22 protein-coding genes are annotated in these 19,698 nt (G+C 69.1%); 10 read left to right on the forward strand and 12 right to left on the reverse strand.

Annotation, left to right across the window (positions count from 1 at the left end; all coding sequences use genetic code 11):
* The first annotated feature begins 10 nt into the window (after window positions 1-10).
* The 3 genes from ACFQY2_RS13020 (at window position 11) to ACFQY2_RS13030 (ending at window position 3,464) form a co-directional block, all read left to right on the forward strand.
* Window positions 11-793: an isoprenyl transferase gene (locus ACFQY2_RS13020; protein WP_378746299.1), complete on the forward strand. Its 783-nt coding sequence runs from the start codon at window positions 11-13 to the stop codon at window positions 791-793.
* Window positions 794-810: 17 nt separating this feature from the next.
* Window positions 811-1,941: an aminotransferase class V-fold PLP-dependent enzyme gene (locus ACFQY2_RS13025; RefSeq protein WP_378746300.1), complete on the forward strand. Its 1,131-nt coding sequence runs from the start codon at window positions 811-813 to the stop codon at window positions 1,939-1,941.
* Between the two features lie 215 nt (window positions 1,942-2,156).
* Window positions 2,157-3,464 carry a PhoH family protein gene (locus ACFQY2_RS13030; protein ID WP_378746787.1) on the forward strand — a complete coding sequence of 436 codons (1,308 nt, stop codon included), beginning with the start codon at window positions 2,157-2,159 and terminating at the stop codon, window positions 3,462-3,464.
* Window positions 3,465-3,551: 87 nt separating this feature from the next.
* Here the strand turns inward: ACFQY2_RS13030 and ACFQY2_RS13035 are convergent, their stop codons facing one another.
* The 6 genes from ACFQY2_RS13035 to xseA all read right to left on the reverse strand — a co-directional run bounded on the left by ACFQY2_RS13035 (window position 3,552) and on the right by xseA (window position 9,046).
* Window positions 3,552-4,388: a DUF559 domain-containing protein gene (locus tag ACFQY2_RS13035; protein WP_378746302.1), complete on the reverse strand. Its 837-nt coding sequence runs from the start codon at window positions 4,386-4,388 to the stop codon at window positions 3,552-3,554.
* A gap of 221 nt (window positions 4,389-4,609) precedes the next feature.
* On the reverse strand, window positions 4,610-6,031 hold the full coding sequence (locus ACFQY2_RS13040) for a class II fumarate hydratase (protein ID WP_378746303.1): 1,422 nt from the start codon (window positions 6,029-6,031) through the stop codon (window positions 4,610-4,612).
* Window positions 6,028-6,699, reverse strand: coding sequence for a carbonic anhydrase (locus tag ACFQY2_RS13045; protein WP_378746304.1), 672 nt, complete (start codon window positions 6,697-6,699; stop codon window positions 6,028-6,030). Before ACFQY2_RS13045 ends, ACFQY2_RS13040 begins: the two co-directional genes overlap by 4 nt.
* Window positions 6,696-7,337, reverse strand: a complete 642-nt coding sequence (locus ACFQY2_RS13050; RefSeq protein WP_378746306.1) for a DUF4245 family protein — start codon at window positions 7,335-7,337, stop codon at window positions 6,696-6,698. Before ACFQY2_RS13050 ends, ACFQY2_RS13045 begins: the two co-directional genes overlap by 4 nt.
* Window positions 7,334-7,564 (reverse strand): exodeoxyribonuclease VII small subunit, encoded by a 231-nt coding sequence (locus ACFQY2_RS13055; RefSeq protein ID WP_378746307.1) that lies wholly within the window; start codon window positions 7,562-7,564, stop codon window positions 7,334-7,336. Before ACFQY2_RS13055 ends, ACFQY2_RS13050 begins: the two co-directional genes overlap by 4 nt.
* A 204-nt stretch (window positions 7,565-7,768) precedes the next feature.
* The gene (xseA, locus tag ACFQY2_RS13060; protein ID WP_378746308.1) at window positions 7,769-9,046 is read right to left on the reverse strand and encodes an exodeoxyribonuclease VII large subunit; all 1,278 of its coding nucleotides are present in this window, start codon (window positions 9,044-9,046) and stop codon (window positions 7,769-7,771) included.
* A gap of 180 nt (window positions 9,047-9,226) precedes the next feature.
* Here xseA and ACFQY2_RS13065 point away from each other — a divergent pair, with 180 nt between their 5' ends.
* The 3 genes from ACFQY2_RS13065 to ACFQY2_RS13075 all read left to right on the forward strand — a co-directional run bounded on the left by ACFQY2_RS13065 (window position 9,227) and on the right by ACFQY2_RS13075 (window position 12,119).
* The gene (locus tag ACFQY2_RS13065; protein ID WP_378746789.1) at window positions 9,227-10,228 is read left to right on the forward strand and encodes a 4-hydroxy-3-methylbut-2-enyl diphosphate reductase; all 1,002 of its coding nucleotides are present in this window, start codon (window positions 9,227-9,229) and stop codon (window positions 10,226-10,228) included.
* A 97-nt stretch (window positions 10,229-10,325) separates the two neighbouring features.
* A complete protein-coding gene (locus ACFQY2_RS13070; protein WP_378746310.1) occupies window positions 10,326-10,847 on the forward strand; it encodes a DUF6264 family protein in 522 nt (173 codons plus the stop codon).
* Between the two features lie 9 nt (window positions 10,848-10,856).
* Window positions 10,857-12,119 (forward strand): hypothetical protein, encoded by a 1,263-nt coding sequence (locus tag ACFQY2_RS13075; protein ID WP_378746311.1) that lies wholly within the window; start codon window positions 10,857-10,859, stop codon window positions 12,117-12,119.
* Between the two features lie 73 nt (window positions 12,120-12,192).
* Here ACFQY2_RS13075 and ehuA read toward each other — a convergent pair whose 3' ends face one another.
* From ehuA to ACFQY2_RS13095, 4 genes are read right to left on the reverse strand one after another with little or no spacing between them, the layout of a single operon-like run.
* A complete protein-coding gene (ehuA, locus tag ACFQY2_RS13080; protein WP_378746312.1) occupies window positions 12,193-13,008 on the reverse strand; it encodes an ectoine/hydroxyectoine ABC transporter ATP-binding protein EhuA in 816 nt (271 codons plus the stop codon).
* A complete protein-coding gene (gene ehuD / locus ACFQY2_RS13085) occupies window positions 12,992-13,654 on the reverse strand; it encodes an ectoine/hydroxyectoine ABC transporter permease subunit EhuD (protein WP_378746314.1) in 663 nt (220 codons plus the stop codon). The genes ehuA and ehuD overlap by 17 nt, the downstream gene beginning before the upstream one ends.
* A complete protein-coding gene (gene ehuC, locus ACFQY2_RS13090) occupies window positions 13,651-14,376 on the reverse strand; it encodes an ectoine/hydroxyectoine ABC transporter permease subunit EhuC (RefSeq protein ID WP_378746315.1) in 726 nt (241 codons plus the stop codon). The genes ehuD and ehuC overlap by 4 nt, the downstream gene beginning before the upstream one ends.
* A 13-nt stretch (window positions 14,377-14,389) precedes the next feature.
* Window positions 14,390-15,277 (reverse strand): transporter substrate-binding domain-containing protein, encoded by an 888-nt coding sequence (locus ACFQY2_RS13095; protein ID WP_378746316.1) that lies wholly within the window; start codon window positions 15,275-15,277, stop codon window positions 14,390-14,392.
* A 200-nt stretch (window positions 15,278-15,477) separates the two neighbouring features.
* On the opposite strand from ACFQY2_RS13095, the gene ACFQY2_RS13100 reads away from it, so the two are divergent.
* Window positions 15,478-16,245 carry a GntR family transcriptional regulator gene (locus ACFQY2_RS13100; RefSeq protein ID WP_378746317.1) on the forward strand — a complete coding sequence of 256 codons (768 nt, stop codon included), beginning with the start codon at window positions 15,478-15,480 and terminating at the stop codon, window positions 16,243-16,245.
* A 4-nt stretch (window positions 16,246-16,249) separates the two neighbouring features.
* Here the strand turns inward: ACFQY2_RS13100 and ACFQY2_RS13105 are convergent, their stop codons facing one another.
* Window positions 16,250-16,753, reverse strand: coding sequence for a DUF2231 domain-containing protein (locus tag ACFQY2_RS13105; protein WP_378746319.1), 504 nt, complete (start codon window positions 16,751-16,753; stop codon window positions 16,250-16,252).
* Between the two features lie 82 nt (window positions 16,754-16,835).
* Here ACFQY2_RS13105 and ACFQY2_RS13110 point away from each other — a divergent pair, with 82 nt between their 5' ends.
* The 3 genes from ACFQY2_RS13110 to ACFQY2_RS13120 all read left to right on the forward strand — a co-directional run bounded on the left by ACFQY2_RS13110 (window position 16,836) and on the right by ACFQY2_RS13120 (window position 18,580).
* A complete protein-coding gene (locus ACFQY2_RS13110) occupies window positions 16,836-17,339 on the forward strand; it encodes a sigma-70 family RNA polymerase sigma factor (protein WP_378746320.1) in 504 nt (167 codons plus the stop codon).
* The gene (locus tag ACFQY2_RS13115) at window positions 17,336-17,995 is read left to right on the forward strand and encodes an anti-sigma factor family protein (protein ID WP_378746321.1); all 660 of its coding nucleotides are present in this window, start codon (window positions 17,336-17,338) and stop codon (window positions 17,993-17,995) included. Before ACFQY2_RS13110 ends, ACFQY2_RS13115 begins: the two co-directional genes overlap by 4 nt.
* A gap of 75 nt (window positions 17,996-18,070) precedes the next feature.
* Window positions 18,071-18,580: a hypothetical protein gene (locus tag ACFQY2_RS13120; protein WP_378746322.1), complete on the forward strand. Its 510-nt coding sequence runs from the start codon at window positions 18,071-18,073 to the stop codon at window positions 18,578-18,580.
* Window positions 18,581-18,638: 58 nt separating this feature from the next.
* On the opposite strand, the gene fbaA is transcribed toward ACFQY2_RS13120, so the two are convergent.
* Window positions 18,639-19,667, reverse strand: coding sequence for a class II fructose-bisphosphate aldolase (gene fbaA / locus ACFQY2_RS13125; protein ID WP_378746323.1), 1,029 nt, complete (start codon window positions 19,665-19,667; stop codon window positions 18,639-18,641).
* Between the last annotated feature and the right edge of the window lie 31 nt (window positions 19,668-19,698).

Here is a 19,698-nt window from a genome sequence, read left to right on the forward strand (position 1 = left end):
GCGTAGGCACGTGAGCGCACGAGAGAGCACGGGACGGGGGCCCCTCTACCGGCTCTACGGGAACCGACTTCGGCGTCGGATCGACCCCGCGTCCGTACCGCACCACGTCGCGATGATGATCGACGGCAACCGTCGCTGGGCCCGGCAGCTCGGATACGAGTCGGCCGCTGACGGGCACCGTGCCGGGGCCGCGAAGATGCGTGAGTTCCTGGGCTGGTGCGATGAACTCGGGGTGGGCGTCGTGTCGCTGTACCTGCTCTCGGCGGACAACCTGCACAAGCGCGATTCGAAGGAGATCGGCGATCTGATCGAGATCATCGCCGAGCTCGCCGACACGCTCGCGCAGCACGGCAGCTGGCGCGTGCAGCACGTCGGTCGCGCCGACATCCTGCCGCCGGAGCTCTCGCACGTGCTCCACGACGCGCAGGAGCGCACGCGCGCCCACACCGGACTGCACGTCAACCTCGCCGTCGGCTACGGGGGCCGCAATGAGATCGTCGATGCGGTGCGCAGCATCATCGGCCAGCACAACGCGTCCGGCGGCACTCTCGACGACCTCGCCGCCCGGCTGACGCCGGAGATGATCGGCGAGCACCTGTACACGGGCGGCCAGCCGGATCCCGACCTGGTCATCCGCACCAGCGGCGAGCAGCGGCTGAGCGATTTCCTCCTGTGGCAGAGCGCGCACAGCGAGTTCTACTTCGTGGAGGCTCTCGGACCCGACCTGCGCGAGGTCGACTTCCTGCGCGCCATCCGCGACTACGCCGATCGGGATCGCCGCTTCGGACGGTGACGGAGGAGGTTGTTCGGGTGAGCGCACTGGATGAGTACATCGCGTCGTTCGCCGGTGAGACCGGCTATCTGAACTGGGCGGCGTACGGTCCGCTCTCGCCTGCGGTTCGTGCGTCGATGCACGAGGCCGTCGAGGCGCTCGGCCGATACAGCGCCGCCGACCGCGAGGTCGTCACGGCGAGGACGGGCGACGCCACGGCAGCGCTCGCCGATCTGCTGGCAGCGGATCGCGCCGAGGTCGTTCTGGGACCCGCATCGACCCACGTCCTGCAGCACGCTCTGTACGGTCTCTCGGGGACGGTCGTCGCCGCCATCGGGGAGTTCCCCAGCATCAGCCTCACCCTCCAGCGCGCCGCCGATGCGTCGCGCGGTGCCCTCGCGCCGCGTTGGATCGCGCCCGCCGACGGCCGGGTCACCGCGGATGCGGTCGCGCACGCGCTCGACGACGGCGTCACGGCGGTCGCGGTCAGCCACGTCGACTACCGCACCGGATACCGTGCCGACCTGGCCGCACTGCGAGAGCTGGTCGGTCCCGACCGGCTGCTCATCGTCGACGCCGTGCAGTCCTTCGGCGTGGTCGCCGAGGACTGGCGCGCCGCGGATGTCGTCGCGGGGCACGGCTACAAGTGGCTGCGGGCTGGTCGAGGCACCGCCTTCGCCAGGTTCTCGGATCGCGCCCGGGAGCGGATACGCCCCGCGCTCAGCGGCATCACCGGCATCGACACCGACGATCCCTTCAGCGGTGGGGTGCCCGCGCCCACCGCCGGCGCCGGTGCCTTCACGACGAGCGTGCCCGATCACCTCGCCGCCGTCCGACTGGCGGTCGCGGCCGACGAGCTGCGCCGCGCGGGCGTCGGCGGGATCAGCGAACGGGTGAGGGTCAACGTGGACGAGATCCTCGCGACGGTCGAGCGTCACGGCATCCGCACGGTCACGCCCGCGGATCCCCGGCAGCGGGCGGGGATCGTCTCGCTGGTGCCCGACGACCCGGAAAGACTCGGACGCATCCTGTCCGAGGTCGGACTGGCGGTGACCGTGCGCGCCGGTGCGGTGCGCATCGCCGCGCATGCGGGCACCGGCGCCGAGACGCTGCGGATGCTGGACGATGCGCTCGCGGCATCCGTTCACCATCCGTTCGCAAGCGATTGAGCCGATGCCCCCGCGTGTCCCTCCCGGGCGTCGCGCCTCCGCTGGCTTACCTTCAAGGCATCGGGCACCGCGCCCGATCGAGTCGACCTTCGGAACGCGACTCGTGGCCCCTGGTCGACTCGCTGCAGAGCCGGGATTCTCCCGGGTAGGAGTGGATCGTGACCACACGTTCAGCGCAGCAGCAGTCCACCCGCAGGGCAGCAGGTACCGGAGCCGTGTCACACGATGACACGGCTCTTCGCACATATGTGCTCGACACCTCCGTGCTGCTCAGCGATCCGCAGGCACTCTTCCGATTCGCGGAGCATTCGATAGTGCTGCCGGTCGTGGTCATCTCGGAGCTCGAGGCCAAGCGCCATGATCCCGAGCTGGGGTATTTCGCGCGCCGCGCGCTGCGCCACCTCGACGATCTGCGCGTCGAGCACGGCCGACTCGACTTCCCCGTCGAGGTGGGCGACGGCGGCACGCTGCGGGTGGAACTCGGTGCGGCCGACCTGTCGATCCTGCCCGCCGGCATCCGGCTCAGCGACAACGACAGTCGCATTCTCGCCACCGCCGCGCAGCTCGCGCAGGATGGTCAGCAGGTGACGATCGTCTCGAAGGATCTGCCCATGCGGGTCAAGGCCGCCTCCCTGGGACTGGAAGCCGAGGAGTATCTGGCCGAGCAGGCGATCGACTCAGGCTGGACGGGCATCGCCGCGCTCGACCTGTCCGGAGACGAGATGAGCGATCTCTACGAGAGCGAGGTCGGCGTCAGCGAGCAGGTGATCGGCATTCCGGTGAACACCGGGCTCGTCGTGCACTCCGAGCGCGGCTCCGCCCTGGCGAGGGTGACCGGCGACGGCGAGTACCGCCTGGTGCGCGGCGACCGCGAGGTGTTCGGACTGCACGGTCGGTCGGCCGAGCAGCGCATCGCCATCGACCTGCTGCTCGACCCGGAGGTCGGCATCGTCTCGCTCGGCGGCCGGGCCGGCACCGGCAAGTCGGCGCTCGCCCTCTGCGCGGGGCTCGAGGCGGTGCTGGAGCGGCAGCAGCAGAAGAAGATCATCGTCTTCCGGCCGCTGTTCGCCGTCGGCGGGCAGGAGCTCGGCTACCTGCCGGGGGACCAGGGCGAGAAGATGGGACCCTGGGGTCAGGCCGTGTTCGATACGCTCGGCTCGGTCGTCTCCGGCAACGTGCTGGAGGAGGTCGTGGAGCGCGGGATGCTGGAGGTGCTGCCGCTCACCCACATCCGCGGCCGCTCGCTGCACGACGCCTTCGTGATCGTCGACGAGGCGCAGTCGCTGGAGCGCAACGTCCTGCTGACGGTGCTGAGCCGGATGGGCCAGAACTCCCGGGTCGTGCTCACCCACGACGTCGGTCAGCGCGACAACCTGCGGGTGGGCCGCCACGACGGCATCGCCAGCGTGATCGAGACGCTGAAGGGGCACGACCTGTTCGGCCACGTCACCCTCACCCGCTCGGAGCGCTCCGCCATCGCGGCGCTCGTCACCGAGCTCCTGGAAGGCGGGGAGCTCAGCTGACCCGGACCCGATTTGCGGAGGGTGCCCCGATCTGCTGACGAATTCCTTGAGAAGGTCAGCAGATCGGGACCCGGTCCGCGGAACGGGTCAGACGCGAGTGGCCAGTCGGTGCAGCGCAGCGAGGATGGCGGCCTGCACGGTCGGCCAATCGTGGATGATCTGCGCATAGTCGAAGTGCAGCGTCTCGTACCCGCGGGCGGATGCCGCCGCATCCCGTACCCGATCCTTGTGCATCATGCGGTCACCGTCGTGGTTCTGCTTGCCATCGGCTTCCAGGATGAGGCGGCCGCCCACGACGAAGTCGACTCGGCCGACGCCGGTGATCGGTACCTGGCAATCCAGACGGATGCCGAGGACGTGCAGCCTCAGACGGAGGAGCGATTCGAGGCCGCTGTCCGCATCCGATCGTGCGAGATCCACCAGCCAGCGAGCGGATGCCGGAAGTGCGGCCCGCACGCGGGACCGTGCGGCCTTCGACAGCAGTCGTTTCCGCCAGGCGGACTCGAACGCCGCGAAGAATGCCTCGTCCCCGGCGCAACGGCGGTAGTGCAGCAGAGCTGTCTCGAGGCTCGCGCGTCCGAGGGGTGGAATGCCGCGGTAGAAGTGCGAGATGCACCGGCAGCCCGCGTGAGCATGCGCATGGTGGCCAGGACCGAGCCAGACGTGCGGCGCTTCGGGCGACTCGAGGACCCACACCCCCGACATCCGCAGCACGCTCGCGCAGGTCAGAGCGCCGCCGTGCGCTGTGGCCGACCAGACGTCCTCGTGCACCGGCGGTACAGCGAAAACCCCGTCGCGGATGCGGTGGATCTCGCCGCGCCGCACGCACCGCGACAGTGCCCTTCGGGTGAAGCCGATCGTCTGCAGATGCGTGCCACGGGCGACGCCGCCGAGGCGTCGGATCGTGTCGGATGCGGAGAGCATGCCGTACAGCCTGGCCCGCGCAGCAGCATCCGGATGGGCTCGAAGACGCGTTCTGTGCACAACTCGGTCCAACCCGGAGTCGTGCAGGAGCATCCGGCCGGTTGTGTCCGGGGGCGAGAAGGCCCCGATCCGCGGAGCGTGTCCCGATCTGCTGACTCTTCCTCACGAAAGGTCAGCAGATCGGGACGGCCTCAGCAGATCGGGGCCGGGGTTCGAGGGTGTCAGCCCGCGTGGGTCATGCTCAGCAGATCGAGCTTCTCGTCCAGCTGTGCCTCGGTGATCTCCCCACGCTCGACATAGCCGAGGTCGACCACGGCGTCGCGCACGGTGATGCCCTTGGCGACCGCGTGCTTGGCGATCTTCGCCGCCGCCTCGTAGCCGATGAGCTTGTTCAGCGGGGTGACGGTCGACGGGCTCATGCCGGCCAGCGCCGCCGCGCGCTCGACGTTGGCCACCAGGCCGTCGACGGTCTTGTCGGCCAGCACGCGCGTCGCGTTGACGAGCAGGCGGATCGACTCCAGGAGCGCGGTGCCCATCACCGGGATGGCGACGTTCAACTCGAACGCGCCGGATGCTCCGCCCCAGGCGATCGTGGCGTCGTTGCCGATCACACGCGCGCACACCATCAGCACGGCTTCGGGGATGACCGGATTGACCTTGCCCGGCATGATCGACGAACCGGGCTGCAGGTCGGGCAGGTGGATCTCGGCGAGACCGGTGTTCGGGCCCGAGCCCATCCAGCGCAGGTCGTTGTTGATCTTCGTCAGCGACACGGCGATGGTGCGCAGAGCGCCGGATGCCTCGACCAGACCATCCCGGTTGGCCTGAGCCTCGAAGTGGTCCTTCGCCTCGGTGATCGGCAGTTCGGTCTCCGCGGCGAGCAGCGCGATGACCTTCTGCGGGAAGCCGAGCGGCGTGTTGATGCCGGTGCCCACGGCCGTGCCGCCCAGCGGCACCTCTGCCACGCGCGGGAGCGCAGCCTGCACGCGCTCGATGCCGAGGCGCATCTGGCGGGCGTATCCGCCGAACTCCTGGCCCAGGGTGACCGGGGTGGCGTCCATCAGGTGCGTGCGACCCGACTTGACCACGCTCTTCCATTCCTCAGCCTTGGTCTCGAAGGCCACGGCGAGGTGGTCGAGCGCGGGGATGAGGTCATCGATCAGCGCCTGGGTGACCGCGACGTGCACGGAGGTCGGGAACACGTCGTTCGACGACTGCGAGGCGTTGACGTGGTCGTTCGGGTGCACGGCCGAGCCGAGGATGCCGGATGCCAGGTTCGCCAGCACCTCGTTCATGTTCATGTTCGACGAGGTGCCCGAACCGGTCTGGTACACGTCGATGGGGAATTCCCCGTCGTGCTTGCCGGTGACGACCTGGTCGGCGGCCTGGGCGATCGCGTCGGCGATGTCGCCGTCGAGAGTGCCGAGGTCCTTGTTCGCGAGCGCCGCCGCCTTCTTGATGCGGGCGAGCGCGGCGATCTGCGTGGACTCGAGGCCCATGCCCGAGATCGGGAAGTTCTCCACCGCACGCTGGGTCTGAGCGCTGTACAGCGCGTTCACGGGTACACGCACTTCACCCATGGTGTCGTGCTCGATGCGGTACTCCTGCTCGGTGTCGCCGCTGCGCTGGGGTGTGTCGGTCACTTCTGCTCCTTTGCGAGAGAGGGGATGTCGGTGTCGGGGAGGCCGACCTGGGCGACCGGAACGGCCGTGCCGTCGGTCAGGCGGTACTTGGCGCCGACGATGGCGAGGCGACCCTCTGCGACGGCGGTGCTGATCATCTCCGACGACTCCATGAGCCCGGTGATGGTGTTGCGCAGGTGCTCGCGGCCGACCTGTTCGGGGTCGATGTCGGCGACCGAGGTGCCGCCGCTCTCACGCAGCACGCGGCGGGCGGCGGGCACGATGGGGGCGATGAGCTTCCAGATGCTCTGCGGCAGCGGCTCGGCGTCGATGGCGGTTCCCTGCACGGCCGCGGCGACCGCTCCGCAGGAGTCGTGGGCGAGCACGATCAGCAGGGGAACATCCAGCAGGCCCACGGCGAACTCGATGCTGGCCACGGCCGACTCGGTGACCATGTGTCCGGCATTGCGGATCGTGAACAGGTCGCCGAGTCCGACATCGAACAGCGTCTCGGCGGCGACGCGCGAGTCGGAGCAGCCGAGGAACGCGGCGATCGGATGCTGTCCGTTGGCCAGTTCCGCACGTCGGGCGGTGTCCTGGTGGGGGTGCTCCGGGGTGCCGGCGACGAAACGCGCGTTGCCGTCGGTCATCTCCTGCCATGCTTCGGCGGGTGTGAGCGTCGTCGTCATTCGGCCTCCTTCAAGTCGCGCAGCTGTTCGGTCAGGGATTCAGCAAGTTCCTTGGTGGAGTCTGCGGAGCGTGAGCCGTAGAGCAGCACATAGTCGGGGCCGGCCTGGGTGCCGAGCGCGTAGGTCACGTTCGCGGTGCCCCGCTCGCCGAGATCGAAGACGTCCCAGTTCAGCCCGTCGATCTCCGTCGTGCCGTTCGGTGCCATGCCGCCGGTCTCCTTCGGCGCCCAGGTGACGTCGGCGTCGAAGGCCTGTGCGAAGTTGACGAATCCGCGCTCGCGTTCGCCGGACGGCGCCAGCGTGACGTTCCACACCATCACGGCGCCGCCCTCGAGCCCTGCGGCGTTCACGCGCCAGTCCTCGTCGATGACGGGAACGACGACAGCGCGGCCCATGGTCGACTCCACATCGGAGGCGATCTTCGCCGCGTCGATCACGGGGCGTGCGGTCGGCTCGCCGCGGGGCACGGCGAAGACGATGACGGCGACCACCGCCACGGTGACGATCAGCGCCGCGATGAGGTTGCGGAAGCTCTGGCTCGACCGGTAGATCCGGCTGGCTTCGGCCTTGCGGTCGGCGGTCTCCTGAGGGGTCTCGGGCCGGCCGAGCTCGGCGACGATGCGGTTCTGCCTGCTCATGCCTCGTCCTTGCCGGATGCTGCATCGCGAGCCGCGTCGAGGCGGCGCTTCGCGCCCAGCAGCCATTCCTCGCAGCGCGCGGCGAGGGCTTCGCCGCGCTCCCACAGTGCGAGGGAGTGCTCCAGCGTGGGGGAACCCTGTTCGAGTTCGGCGACCACCCGCACGAGCTCGTCGCGAGCGGCCTCGAACGACAGCGATTCGACGGGGGAATCGTTGGACGCAGTCACGCCCCCCATCCTACCGGCGCGTCCTGAGCGCGCATTCCCGCCGCGGAGCGGTCAGCCGCCCCCCCCCCCCCGCGAGAATTGCTCTGCGCGCTGAGGATTGCGTTGGCAGCATCCGTCTCGACCTGCAAGGCAATTCTCCCGGAGCGGCGGCGGGGGTGCGGCGCGACGCGGCGCGCTTCGCGGGCGTGGCCCGCGGCGCTGCGACTACGCACCCTCGGGGACCTGGCCCTCGGAGCGGGCGCGGACCGATCCTCGATCGACGGTCACCGTCAGCGCGGTCCCGGCGGGGGCGTCGGCGGCGTCGGCCAGCAATCGGCCGTCGTCGAGGTGGACGATCGCGTACCCCCGCGCCAGGGTCGCGGCAGGCGAGAGTGCACGCAGCGATGCCCGCAGCTCGGAGGTGGTGCGCTGAGCGGCGTCCAGTCTGCGGGTGAGGGTGTCACGGCCGCGCGAGGCCAGCAGCCAGACCTCCTGCGCACGATCGTCGATGATCGGATCGGGTGAGCGCAGCACGGGGCGCGAGCGCAGCTGCTCGAGCTGCATGATGTCGTGCGAGAGGCGCTGCGTGAGCCGTCCGGTCGCGCGGGCGCGCAACTGCGCGATGACCGCACGCTGCTCGCCGACGTCCGGCACCACGCGCTTGGCGGCATCGGTGGGGGTGGAGGCGCGGAGGTCGGCGACATCGTCGAGCAGCGGGTGGTCGTTCTCATGGCCGATCGCGCTCACGACGGGCGTGAATGCGGCGGCCACGGCCCGCACGAGCCGTTCGTCGCTGAAGCCGAGGAGGGTCTGGGGGTCCCCGCCGCCGCGGGCGATGACGATCACGTCGACTTCGGGGTCGGCGTCCAGCCGGCGCAGCGCCGCCAGCGTCTCGGGGACGCAGCGCTCGCCTTGCACCGCCGCGTGCTCGATGCGGAAGCGCACGTGCGGCCAGCGCAGCTCGGCGTTGCGCAGCACGTCCTTCTCGGCATCCGATCTCTCTCCGGTGATCAGCCCGATCACGTGCGGCAGGAAGGGGAGGGGCTTCTTTCGGCTCGCGTCGAACAGCCCCTCTCTGCGCAGCTGAGCGCGCAGCTTCTCGAGCTTCTCCAGCTGGTCGCCCAGGCCGACGTGCTTCATCGCCGAGACGATGAAGCTGAAATCCCCGCCCTTGACGAAGTAGTCGGCCTTCACCGCAGCGACGACATGGTCGCCGACGGCGAGGTCGCCCGGGATCCGCGGTCGTACGCTCGACCACACCCGGATGGAGATCTGCGCGTCGCTGCGGACGTCCTTCAGACGCGCGAACACGTTTCCGGCGCGCACGTTCCACGAGGTGATCTCGCCCTCGACCCACACGGTGTTCCAGCGCGCGATGAAGTCGCGGATCGTGCCGTTCAGGCGAGCGACCGAGGTCGGAGCGGCCGCTGTCGAGTCGCGTGGCGCCACCGAATCGGCGGGAGGCGGTTCGCCGGGGATCGCTGCGGCTTCGAACGCGGTCATCCCCCCATTGTCCCGGATGCCGCCGACAGGAAGGGCCCTGCCCGCGGTGGCGATGCGACGGGACCGGCTCCCAGGCCCTTCGTCAGGCAGGCTCGGTAGACTCGAGGCGTGGCCGCCCTGAACATCTCGCTTCCTGTCCCGCAGGTTCCCAGCCGTCGTCGCGCCGCCCAGCGCACGCCTCTGGAGAACCGTCCCGTCGACGGTGCGAAGCGGGTGCTGCTGGCCGCACCGCGTGGTTATTGCGCCGGGGTCGATCGTGCCGTCGTCGCCGTCGAGAAGGCGCTCGAGAGGTACGGCTCGCCGGTCTACGTGCGCAAGCAGATCGTGCACAACATCCACGTCGTCACCGAGCTCGAGCAGAAGGGTGCGATCTTCGTCGACGAGGTCGACGAAGTGCCCGAGGGCGCCCACATCGTCTTCAGCGCCCACGGCGTCTCGCCTGCGGTCGTGCAGGCGGCATCCGACCGTGAGCTGCACGCGATCGACGCGACCTGCCCCCTCGTCACCAAGGTGCACCGTGAGGCCGTGCGCTTCGCGCGCGACGACTACGAGATCCTCCTGATCGGGCACGACGGCCACGAAGAGGTCGAGGGCACCGCCGGCCATGCTCCGGAGCGGGTCACCATCGTCAACTCACCCGCCGAGGCCGACACCGTGCAGGTGAACGACCCCTCCAAGGTCGTCTGGCTCTCGCAGACCACGCTCTCGGTCGACGAGACCATGGAGACCGTCCACCGGCTTCGCGCGCGCTTCCCCGAGCTGCAGAATCCGCCGTCGGATGACATCTGCTACGCCACCCAGAACCGTCAGGTCGCGATCAAGAAGGTCGCGAAGGACGCGGATCTGGTGATCGTCGTCGGGTCGGCGAACTCGTCGAACAGCGTGCGCCTGGTCGAGGTGGCGCTCGAGTACGGTGCCAAGGCCGCCTACCGCGTGGACTACGCCGATGAAGTGCAGCAGTCCTGGCTCGACGGCGTGAAAACCGTGGGCGTCACCAGCGGGGCATCCGTGCCCGAGGTGCTCGTGCGCGAGGTGCTCGACGCGCTCGACGAGGCCGGCTACCGCGACGTCGAAGAGGTGCGCACCGCCGAGGAGGACCTGATGTTCTCGCTCCCGAAGGAGCTGCGTCAGGATTCCGCGGGCAAGCGCGACGAGCGCGCGCTGGGCGGCCGCACGCGCTGAGCGCGCCGGCCCGCGGTCGGCGCGCCACGGCTTCACCACGGTCGTCACGCCACGGCTTCACGGCGGCGACCAAGGCGCGGCGGGTAGCGTGGACGCCATGAGTGTCGATCGGCCGCAGTACGGCGAGTACGCATCGCCGGAGGAGCAGCGGGTGCGCGCAGGGCTGCCGCCCGTGGAGCAGGGGCCTGCGGCTGCCGCGCCCGTGCCTTCGGGTCCGCAGCCCGTCGTCCGCACCCCGTCCGCCGGCACCCGCGCGGGGCGCATGATCACCGCCATGCTGCTCGGCATCGGACTGGTCAACGTGCTCACCTCGATCCCGGGGTTCCTGGATCTGTCGACCACGCTGGATCAGACCCTGAAGATGCTCGGCATGGAGGGGTCCTTCTCGAACTTCGCGGCGGCGAAGACCTGGGGCGCGATCGCCCTGGTGGTGATGGTGGTCGGCTACGCGGCGACGGCGTGGCTCTCGGTGCGCAGGATCCGCCGGGGACGCTCGTCGTGGTGGCTGCCGTTGGTCGGTTTCGTGGTGACGATGTTCGTCGTCTCGCTGTGCATCTCGGTGCCCATGTTCGGCGATCCTGCTTTCATGCAGGGGATGCTCACACCACCTGCCGGGTAGCCTCGGAGGGTGTCAGCAGAGCAGATCGCCTTCCACGTCACCTACGCCTCGGTCGATTCGGGCGACGGCGCCGATCCCACGGCCGCCGCGGAGCGCATCCTGGCGGCTGAGCGCGTGCTGGCGGCCGTGCGGGGCTTCGACGGCGAGGCGACCGTGGTGCTCATCCCGGTCACCGAGAGCGGCGACGTCGTGGCACTGGATTCCGAGGGGCTGCTGCGCTTCGATCTGACTGCCGCGGCACTCGGCGCGCTGTTCCGGGCCGAGGGGCTGACTCTGCACCTCGGGTACGCGGAGGGCGACCTGGATGACGTCGACGCGGAGCTGGAGGAGCAGTACGGAGAGGCGTTCGAGCAACTCGACGAACCGACCGAAGAACCGGACGATCTCGCCGGGTTCGGGATGCCGGCGGATGCCGACGATCTCGAGGACGATCTGTTCGCTCCCGAGCCGGTGCGCGTCGCCGAGTTCTCCCGGCGCGGCGTCTGGGCCGCGCGGCTCACCGCGCAGCTGCTGGAGACCGACGTCGACTACCTCGAGGACGGGACGTGGTCCGCGTACCGCTACCGCACCGATCGCGCGCACGGCGCGATCTCTGGGGGGCGCGCGGATGGACCCGTCATCGAAGTCAACGTTCCCCCGCACGGCGACGCGTGGATCGAGGTGACGTCACCACGCGGAGCGACGGGGATGTTCTGGCCGAACGCCGAGCGGCTTACCCGTCCCGTACTGGACATCGATGCGATCGCCGTGCCGGAGACGGTCGAGTTGTATCGGCGGATGCTCGTGGAGGCGGATGGCATCGGTGACGAGCTGACCTCGCTCGGCATGACGGATGCCCTGGACGTCGCCGCGGCGCACAGCGCCTGCATCCCGGAGAGCCTGGGCGGTGTCGTCGGTGAAGGCGCGCGACTGTGCGCTTTCGTCGCGGCATTCGGCGTTCCCGCGGCGCTGATCCGCGCCGGGCTCGATGAGCGCGGCGCCGGACAGCGTCTTTCCGCCCGCGGCTGGGGGCCCACGATCGGCGGCATCGTGCTGGGAGGACTCGTCGAGGCCACGCCGCTGACCCGCCGTGATCGTCCCGCGGCACGCTTCGCGCGCCTGCTGGGCAAGCGCCCTGTGCTCGGGGTCGCGCTCAGCGCGGCGGAGCTCGGCGCCGGCCTCGCCCTCGGACGCAGCAGGTCGGGGCTCGGCCGTGGCCTCGGCATCCTCCTCGCGATCGATGCCGTCGCCGACCTGGCGATCTGGGCGGCGCGGATACTGCGCCGCCGCTGACCGCGGTATCTCCGTCGCCGGCGGCGCCGATCCGTCGCGGCCTGCGGCACCGATCCTCCGCCGACGTCCGAAGTCACAGCACCGCGGCGAGGAAGTCCTTCGTGCGCTGCTCCTGCGGGGCGGTGAAGATCTGCTCGGGCGAGCCCTCCTCGACGATGCGGCCGCCGTCGAACATCAGCACCCGATTGGACACGTCACGCGCGAACTGCATCTCGTGCGTGACGATCAGCATCGTCACGTCGGTGTCGCGCGCGATGTCGCGGAGGATCCCCAGGACCTCGCCGACAACCTCCGGGTCCAGCGCACTGGTCACTTCGTCCAGCAGCAGGATCTCGGGTTGCATGGCCAGGGCGCGCGCGATCGCCACGCGCTGCTGCTGACCGCCGGAGAGCTGCGTCGGATGCGCGTCGGCTCTGTCAGGCAGGCCCACCATCTCGAGCAGCTCGTGAGCGCGCGCCACCGCCTGATCCTTCGGCACCTTCAGCACGTGCACCGGCGCCTCGATGATGTTCTCCAGCACGGTCATGTTGGGGAACAGGTTGAACTGCTGGAAGACCATCCCGATGCGCTTGCGCATCTCGTTCTTGTGCTTCTCCTTCAACTCGACGCGCCTTCCGCCGCGCTCCATGTGCGTGAGCGGCTGGCCGTCGATCAGGATGTACCCGTCGTTCGCCTCCTCGAGCGTCATGACGAGTCGGAGGATCGTGGTCTTTCCCGAGCCGCTGGGACCGATGAGCGTGACGCGGTCGCCCTTGCGCACCGTGAAGTCGAGATCGTGCAGCACGACGTGGTCGCCGAAGCGCTTCTCGACCTTCTCGAAGCGGATGGCGGGAACATCGCCGTCCTGCAGCGCGACGGCGCCGGTGTGAGTGTCAGGTGGTGTAGGCAAGGCGCTTCTCCAATCGCCCGATGAGCAGTGACGTCGGGTAGCTGGCGACGAGGAACAGGATCCCCGCCATGGTGATGGCTTCGATGAATCGGAAGTGCGATCCGCCGTACTCCTGTGCGGCGCGCACCATGTCGGTCACGGTGATGACGGCGAGGAACGGCGTCTCCTTGAACATGGAGATGACGTAGTTGCCGAGGGCGGGCACGGTCGAGCGCAGTGCTTGGGGGATGATGACCGCTGTCCAGGTGCGACCGCGAGACATGGACAGGGCGGTGGTGGCCTCCCACTGCCCGCGGGGCACCGCGTCGATTCCGGCGCGGTACACCTCAGCCATGTAGGTGGCGTAGTGGATGCCGAAGATGATCACACCGAGCGTGAGCGGCGGAACGGCGGTGAAGGCGTAGTACGCGAAGAGCAGTTGCACGACCAGCGGCGTCATCCGGATGAAGTTCATCACGAACGTCAGCACGGCGGCGATCGGGCGCGGGGTGCTCTTGCGCGCCAGGGCGATGACCAGCCCCAGCACGGCGGCGATGATGCTGCCCAGCACCGTCACGTACACCGTGATCGTCAGGAACGACCACAGCATGTCGGGGAGCGCCGCGAGGACGTGATCCCAGTTCCAGATCACTCGGTCGTCGTTCACGGGACATCCCTCTCTGCGTCGACGGTGGGCGCGGCGACTGCTTCACGCAGGCGGGTTCCCTGGCCGAGGCGGTGCTTGGCGCGCGCCTCGAGTGCGTTCATGGCGATGGTGAGGAGATAAGCGATCACGAAGTACACGATCAAGCCGAGTGAATAGGCGAAGAACACGTCGGTGTCGATGCGCAGCTTGTTGAGCTCCGCGGTGAGATCGACGATGGTGATCAGGTAGACCACTGCGGTGCCCTTGAGCAGTTGTATCAGCAGGTTCGTCAAGGAGGGGATCATCAGCGCCCAGGCCTGCGGGAAGATCACTCGCCACATGCGCTGCGTGCGCGACAGGCTGAGTGCGGTGGTGGCCTCCCATTGTCCGCGCGGGACGGAGTTGATCGAGCCGCGCACCACCTCCGCGCCGTATGCGCCGTAGTTCAGACCCAGACCGACGATGCCGACGAGGACGGGCGGCAGTTCGACGTTGAAGGGCGGCAGCGGCAGCACGAAGAACAGGAAGTACAGCTGCACCAGCAGGGACGTGCCGCGGAAGACTTCGATCACGGTGCGGGCGAAGCCGCGCAGCACGACGTTGTCGAACCGGGCCAGCAGGCCCAATGCGATCGCGATGACGAACGCCAGCAGGGCGCCGCCCACCGTCAGCTGGACGGTTATCAGCAACCCGTCCAGCAGGTAGGGCAGCGCCCCCTGGAGCGCCTCGAAGTTCTCGATCACGTCGCAGAGGAGGTCAGCCGAGGTCGCCCGAGCAGAGCTGCTCGGTGGTCAGGTCGGCGGGCGGCAGGTTCTCGGCGGTGAAGCCGAACGGCTCGACGAGGTCGAGGTAGGACTGCTCGTCGCCGGTGATCTTCGCGAGCTCCTTGTTGTACGCCTCGAGCAGTTCGCTGTCCTGCTTGCGGAAGACGGTCGCGCCGGCGCCGATCTGCTCGACGCCGTCGATGACCTGCACGAACGCCTCGGTGGTCTCGAGGTCGTCGCTGTCCTTGGTCATCCAGTTCAGCGACACCGCGGTGAGCGTGAAGGCGTCGGCACGGCCCGACTGCACGGTCTCCAGACCGGCGGTGGCGCTGTCGACCTTGATGACGTCGGTGATGCCCAGCTCCTCGGCGTAACCCTCCTCGATCGCTCCGGACTGGACGGCGAGAGTGATGCCCTCCTTCTCGGCGATCGAATCCAGGTCGCTCAGACCGTCGGGATTGCCCTTCGGCACGGCGAGAGTGGTGGTGTACATGATCTCGGGGTCGCTGAACGCGGCCTGTTCGCAGCGGTCCGGAAGGATCGACATCCCCGCGCTGATGACGTCCCAGCGTCCGGCGTTCAGGCCGGGGATGAGGGCGTTCCATTCGACTTCCTTGACCTCGATGTCATCGATGCCCATGCCGGCGAAGATCTTCTCGTGCAGGGCGATGGTGGCGCCGGTCGGCTCTCCGCCCTCCACCCACGAATAGGGCCGCTCGGCGGCGACGGCCAGTGTGATCGTGCCGGATTCCTGTGCTTTCTCGAGTGTGCTGCTGGCGTCATCGCCGGCATCGCCGGCGCCACCGGATGCGCAGCCGGTGAGAGCGAGGGTCACCACCCCCAGCGTGGCGAGTGCGGTTCGGGCTGTGCGCTTGCTCATGATGCTCCTCTTCGTGACTGTCCGTCGAGCCGGAGTGGGCTGCGACCGGGCAACACGATACGGGAGTTTGTCGATCCATCTACAATCAGACGTGCAGATTGTCGACAATGAGACAGAACTGTTGCCGATGAGTCTGCGAGGAATTCGCCCCGGCACGCGGGAGAATGAGTTCACGTGTCACCACGGATGAGGAGATCTGAATGCCCCGTGACCTGCCCCGATCCGTCGGCCGGGCCTCCGTGCTGCGTGTGTCGCGGCTGTCGACCGTCGATCTCATCGCGATCGAACTGCGCAAGGCGATCTTCTCCGGCGCTCTGACGGTCGGCGCGCCGCTCGGCGAGGTCGAGATCGCGTCCCAGCTCGGAGTCAGTCGCAGTCCGCTGCGGGAGGCCGCGCAGCGTCTGGTGCAGGAGGGCATCCTGACGGCGATACCCGGCCGCGGGATGAGCGTGGCCGTCATCGACGGGGAGCAGATCCCGGACGTCTACGAGATGCGGCTGGCGATCGAGGCTCAGGCCGCGCGCCGCATCGCCCGCGACCCCGACCCGCAGGCGATGGAGCGCATCACCGCCGCGTATGACGAGCTCGTCGCGGTCAGTGAGGGAGACGACGCCCGCGCCATCGGCGACGCCGACCTGGAATTCCATCAGGTGCTCGTGGATGCCGTGGGCAGTGATCGACTTTCACGCGGCATCGCGACCCTGATCATGCAGACGCGCATCATGAGCTTCAGCGTGCCCGACGGCTACTCGGTGCGTCGATCCGTTTCGCCCACCTATCGCCGACTGCTCGACGCGCTCGCCGAGGGGAACGCCGACGGCGCCGTCGCCGCTCTCGAAGAGCAGTTCGCCGACGCCGTCTCGCGTCTGCGAGGAGACGTCACCGTCGACATCGTCGAAGTGGACGTCGAGGAGGCCGACCACGGATTCCAGCCGATCGACGCCGCGGCCGCGGACGACTCCCGCTGAGCCCTCATACGACGCCTCCCCACACCGCCCGCGCACCGGCGTCCCCGGTGAGCACCACGAGGACGAGGGTGACGACGGCGACCACCACGGCCGCGCCGGCGATCACGACGGTCGCCCATCTCGGACGGCGCGAGGACGACGCGGTGGAGCCTCGGCCGCTCCACCACACGAGCACGGATGCCGGGAGCATCGCGATCGCCCACGGCAGCAGCATCCGCCCCAGCGACTCATGATGTGCGATGGCCGGCGTGCGGCCGAGCGCATCGGCCAGCGACTCCCCGGCGAGGACCGTAACCGGAGCGAGGACCGCCACCACCAGGGCGGCGATGGGCAGGGCGACGCCGAGCCGTCGACGCGCCGCGGGCCAGAGCGCGGCGAGTGCGAGGGCGATCGCGGTCAACGGAGTGAGCACCACCGCGGCGTGCACGAGCAGCGGATGCAGGGGGAGTCCGGTGAACTCGAACAGCGCGGAGAACGCGGACGGGCCGGCGGCGGGGATCAGGTTCATACTGAGAGAACGATCCGACATGCTCCGGGGTTCATCTGAACCCGGGAAGCCCTCATATCGTGTCTCCAGTGGGAGGCTGACCGTGACCGATGACGACGAGCGACTCACCGCGCTCTACGAGCTGCATGCCGGTCACATCCGCCGGTACGTGGTGAGCCTGACCGGCAATCGGGGCTCGGCCGACGACGTCGTGCAGGAGACCCTGCTTCGCGCCTGGCGCACGCCGCGCATCCTGGCTCAGGACCCGTCGACGTCACGCGCCTGGATGATCACCGTCGCCCGGCACATCGTGATCGACGAGGTGCGCAGCGCACGGCGGCGGCACGAGCATCCCGTGGCAGAGGTTCCCGATCGTGTGACGGATGATCACACGGATCGGCTGTTCGACGCGCTGCTCATCCAGGACGCGCTGGTCGCCGTGAGTCCGGAGCATCGGGAAATCGTCGTGGCGGCCTACTACCGTGGCCGGAGCGTGGGCGAGATCGCCGAGGAGCTCGGCATCCCGGAGGGCACCGTGAAGTCGCGGATGCATTACGGACTGCGGGCCCTGCGGCTCGCGCTGCAGGAGAGAGGAGTCACCCGATGAGCGCGGATCATGAACGGTACGCCACCTGGGATGCCGCCTACGCGCTGGGCGCACTCTCCACGACGGAGCGTGCCGAGTTCGAAGCACACCTCGCCGACTGCCCGCGATGTCGTGCCGCGGTCGCCGAGCTCGGGTCGACGGTGTCGCTGCTGTCCCAGGTGGATGCCGAGGACGCGCTGCGGATCGGCACACAGGATGCCCACGATGCCGGAGCCGTTCGCGTGCTCGCCGCGGCGCGAGCGCGCCGGAGTGCCCGGCGCCGGGTCGGAGCATGGGCGGCAGGTATCGCCGCCGCCGTCGTCGTGGCGATCGCCGTGTCGGTGTCGCTGCTGCTGCCCCCGCCGGCGGATGTCGTGGCACTGGAGCCGGTCGCCGGAGCGCCTGTGACGGCCAGCGTCTCGCTCACGGCGGTGCCGTGGGGAACCAGACTCGAGGTGGTCTGCGCGTACGACGGGTACCGCACCGGCGAGGCAGGCACCTACGAACTCGTCGTCACAGGGGACGACGGCGCGGAGAGCACACTGTCGACCTGGAGTGTCGAACCCGGCGCCACGACCCGGCTCTCCGCCGGGACATCGCTGTCGACCGCCGACATCCGCAGCATCGAGATCCGCGACGAGTCGGGCACGGTCATGGTCCGTCACGAATTCGACTGAACCATCCGACGTGTCCGTGTCGTGTCATCCGATCGGGCCTGCGCACGCAGCCCCGAAGGGTGAAAGGACAGCATCGTGCGCAAGGCACTCGCCATCGGGGGCATCGCCCTCGCCCTCCTCCTGACGGGCTGCGCAGGCAGCACATCGGGCTCCTCCGACGCGGACCTCGGGGCAGGCTCCGACGCCGGTTACGGTGCGCCCTCCTCGGAGGCGTCGCAGCCGGCGGCATCCGACAGCGGGCTGAAGGTCGCCGACACCTCGCTCGGGTCGGTGGTCGTCGACGGCGACGGGATGACCGCGTACATGTACGACAAGGACACCCAGGGTGCGGCGACGAGCGCCTGCACCGGAGCCTGTCTGACGCAGTGGCCGCCGATCCTGTCGGCATCCGCCGAACCGAAGGCCGACGGCGTGACCGGAACGCTCGCCACCATCGACACTCCCGACGGCAAGCATCAGGTCACTCTCGACGGTTGGCCGCTGTACACGTTCGCCGGCGACGAGGCGGCAGGCGACGTGAACGGTCAGGGCGTGGGCGGCATCTGGTGGGTGTTGTCTCCCGCCGGTGAGAAGATCGGCGGCTGAGAACGACGGATGCCCCGGATCGCGATGATCCGGGGCATCCGCCTCTCACAAAGGGCGGTCAGCTCTGGGACTGCCCGTAGGAGCCGAGCTGGCGGGTCGACTCGACCACGCGGGCGGCCATGGCCGTCTCGGCGATCTTGCCCCACGCGCGCGGGTCGTACTGCTTCTTGTTGCCGACCTCGCCGTCGACCTTCAGGACGCCGTCATAGTTCTTGAACATGTAGTCCGCGATCGCGCGCGTGTACGCGTACTGCGTGTCGGTGTCGATGTTCATCTTGATGACACCGTTCGCGACCGCGGTGGCGATCTCGGCATCCGACGAACCGGACCCGCCGTGGAAGACCAGATCGAGCGGGTTCCTGCCGGTGCTGTACTTCGCCGCGACCTGCTCCTGGATCTCGCCGAGGAGCTCGGGGCGCAGCTTCACTCCGCCCGGCTTGTACACACCGTGCACGTTGCCGAACGTCAGAGCCGCGATGTAACGGCCCTGCTCGCCGAGCCCCAGGGCCTGCACCGCCTGGTCGACGTCCGCGAAGGTGGTGTAGAGCGCCTCGTTCGAACCTTCGTGCGCGACGCCGTCCTCCTCGCCGCCGACGACGCCGATCTCCACCTCGAGGATGGCGTTGATCGCCTTCATGCGGGGAAGCAGCTCCTTGGCGATCTCGATGTTCTCCGCCAGCGGCACAGCGGAGCCGTCCCACATGTGCGACTGGAAGATCGGGTTGCGTCCCGCCTTGACCTCTGCCTCGGATGCTGAGATGAGCGGCTCGACGAAGCCCGCCAGCGCGTCCTTCGGGCAGTGGTCGGTGTGCAGCGCCACGGTCACCGGGTAGTTCTTGGCGACCTCGGTGGCGTAGCGGGCGAAGGCCAGGGCGCCGGTGGCGCGTGCCTTGACGGTGTGGCCGGCGAAGTAGTCCGCCCCGCCCGTGGTCACCTGGATGATGCCGTCGGAGCCGGCCTCGGTCAGCCCCTGCAGCACGGCGTTGATGGTCTGCGAGCTGGACACGTTGAAAGCGGGGTACGCGAAGCCACCGGCCTTCGCGCGGTCGAGCATCTCTGCGTACTGGTCCGGAGTGGCGACGGGCATGAAATCTCCTGCTTCTGATGTGCGGGGGTCA

The organism is Microbacterium sp. GCM10027623, from assembly GCF_042666935.1.
In the GTDB taxonomy this organism is placed as follows: Bacteria; Actinomycetota; Actinomycetes; order Actinomycetales; family Microbacteriaceae; genus Microbacterium.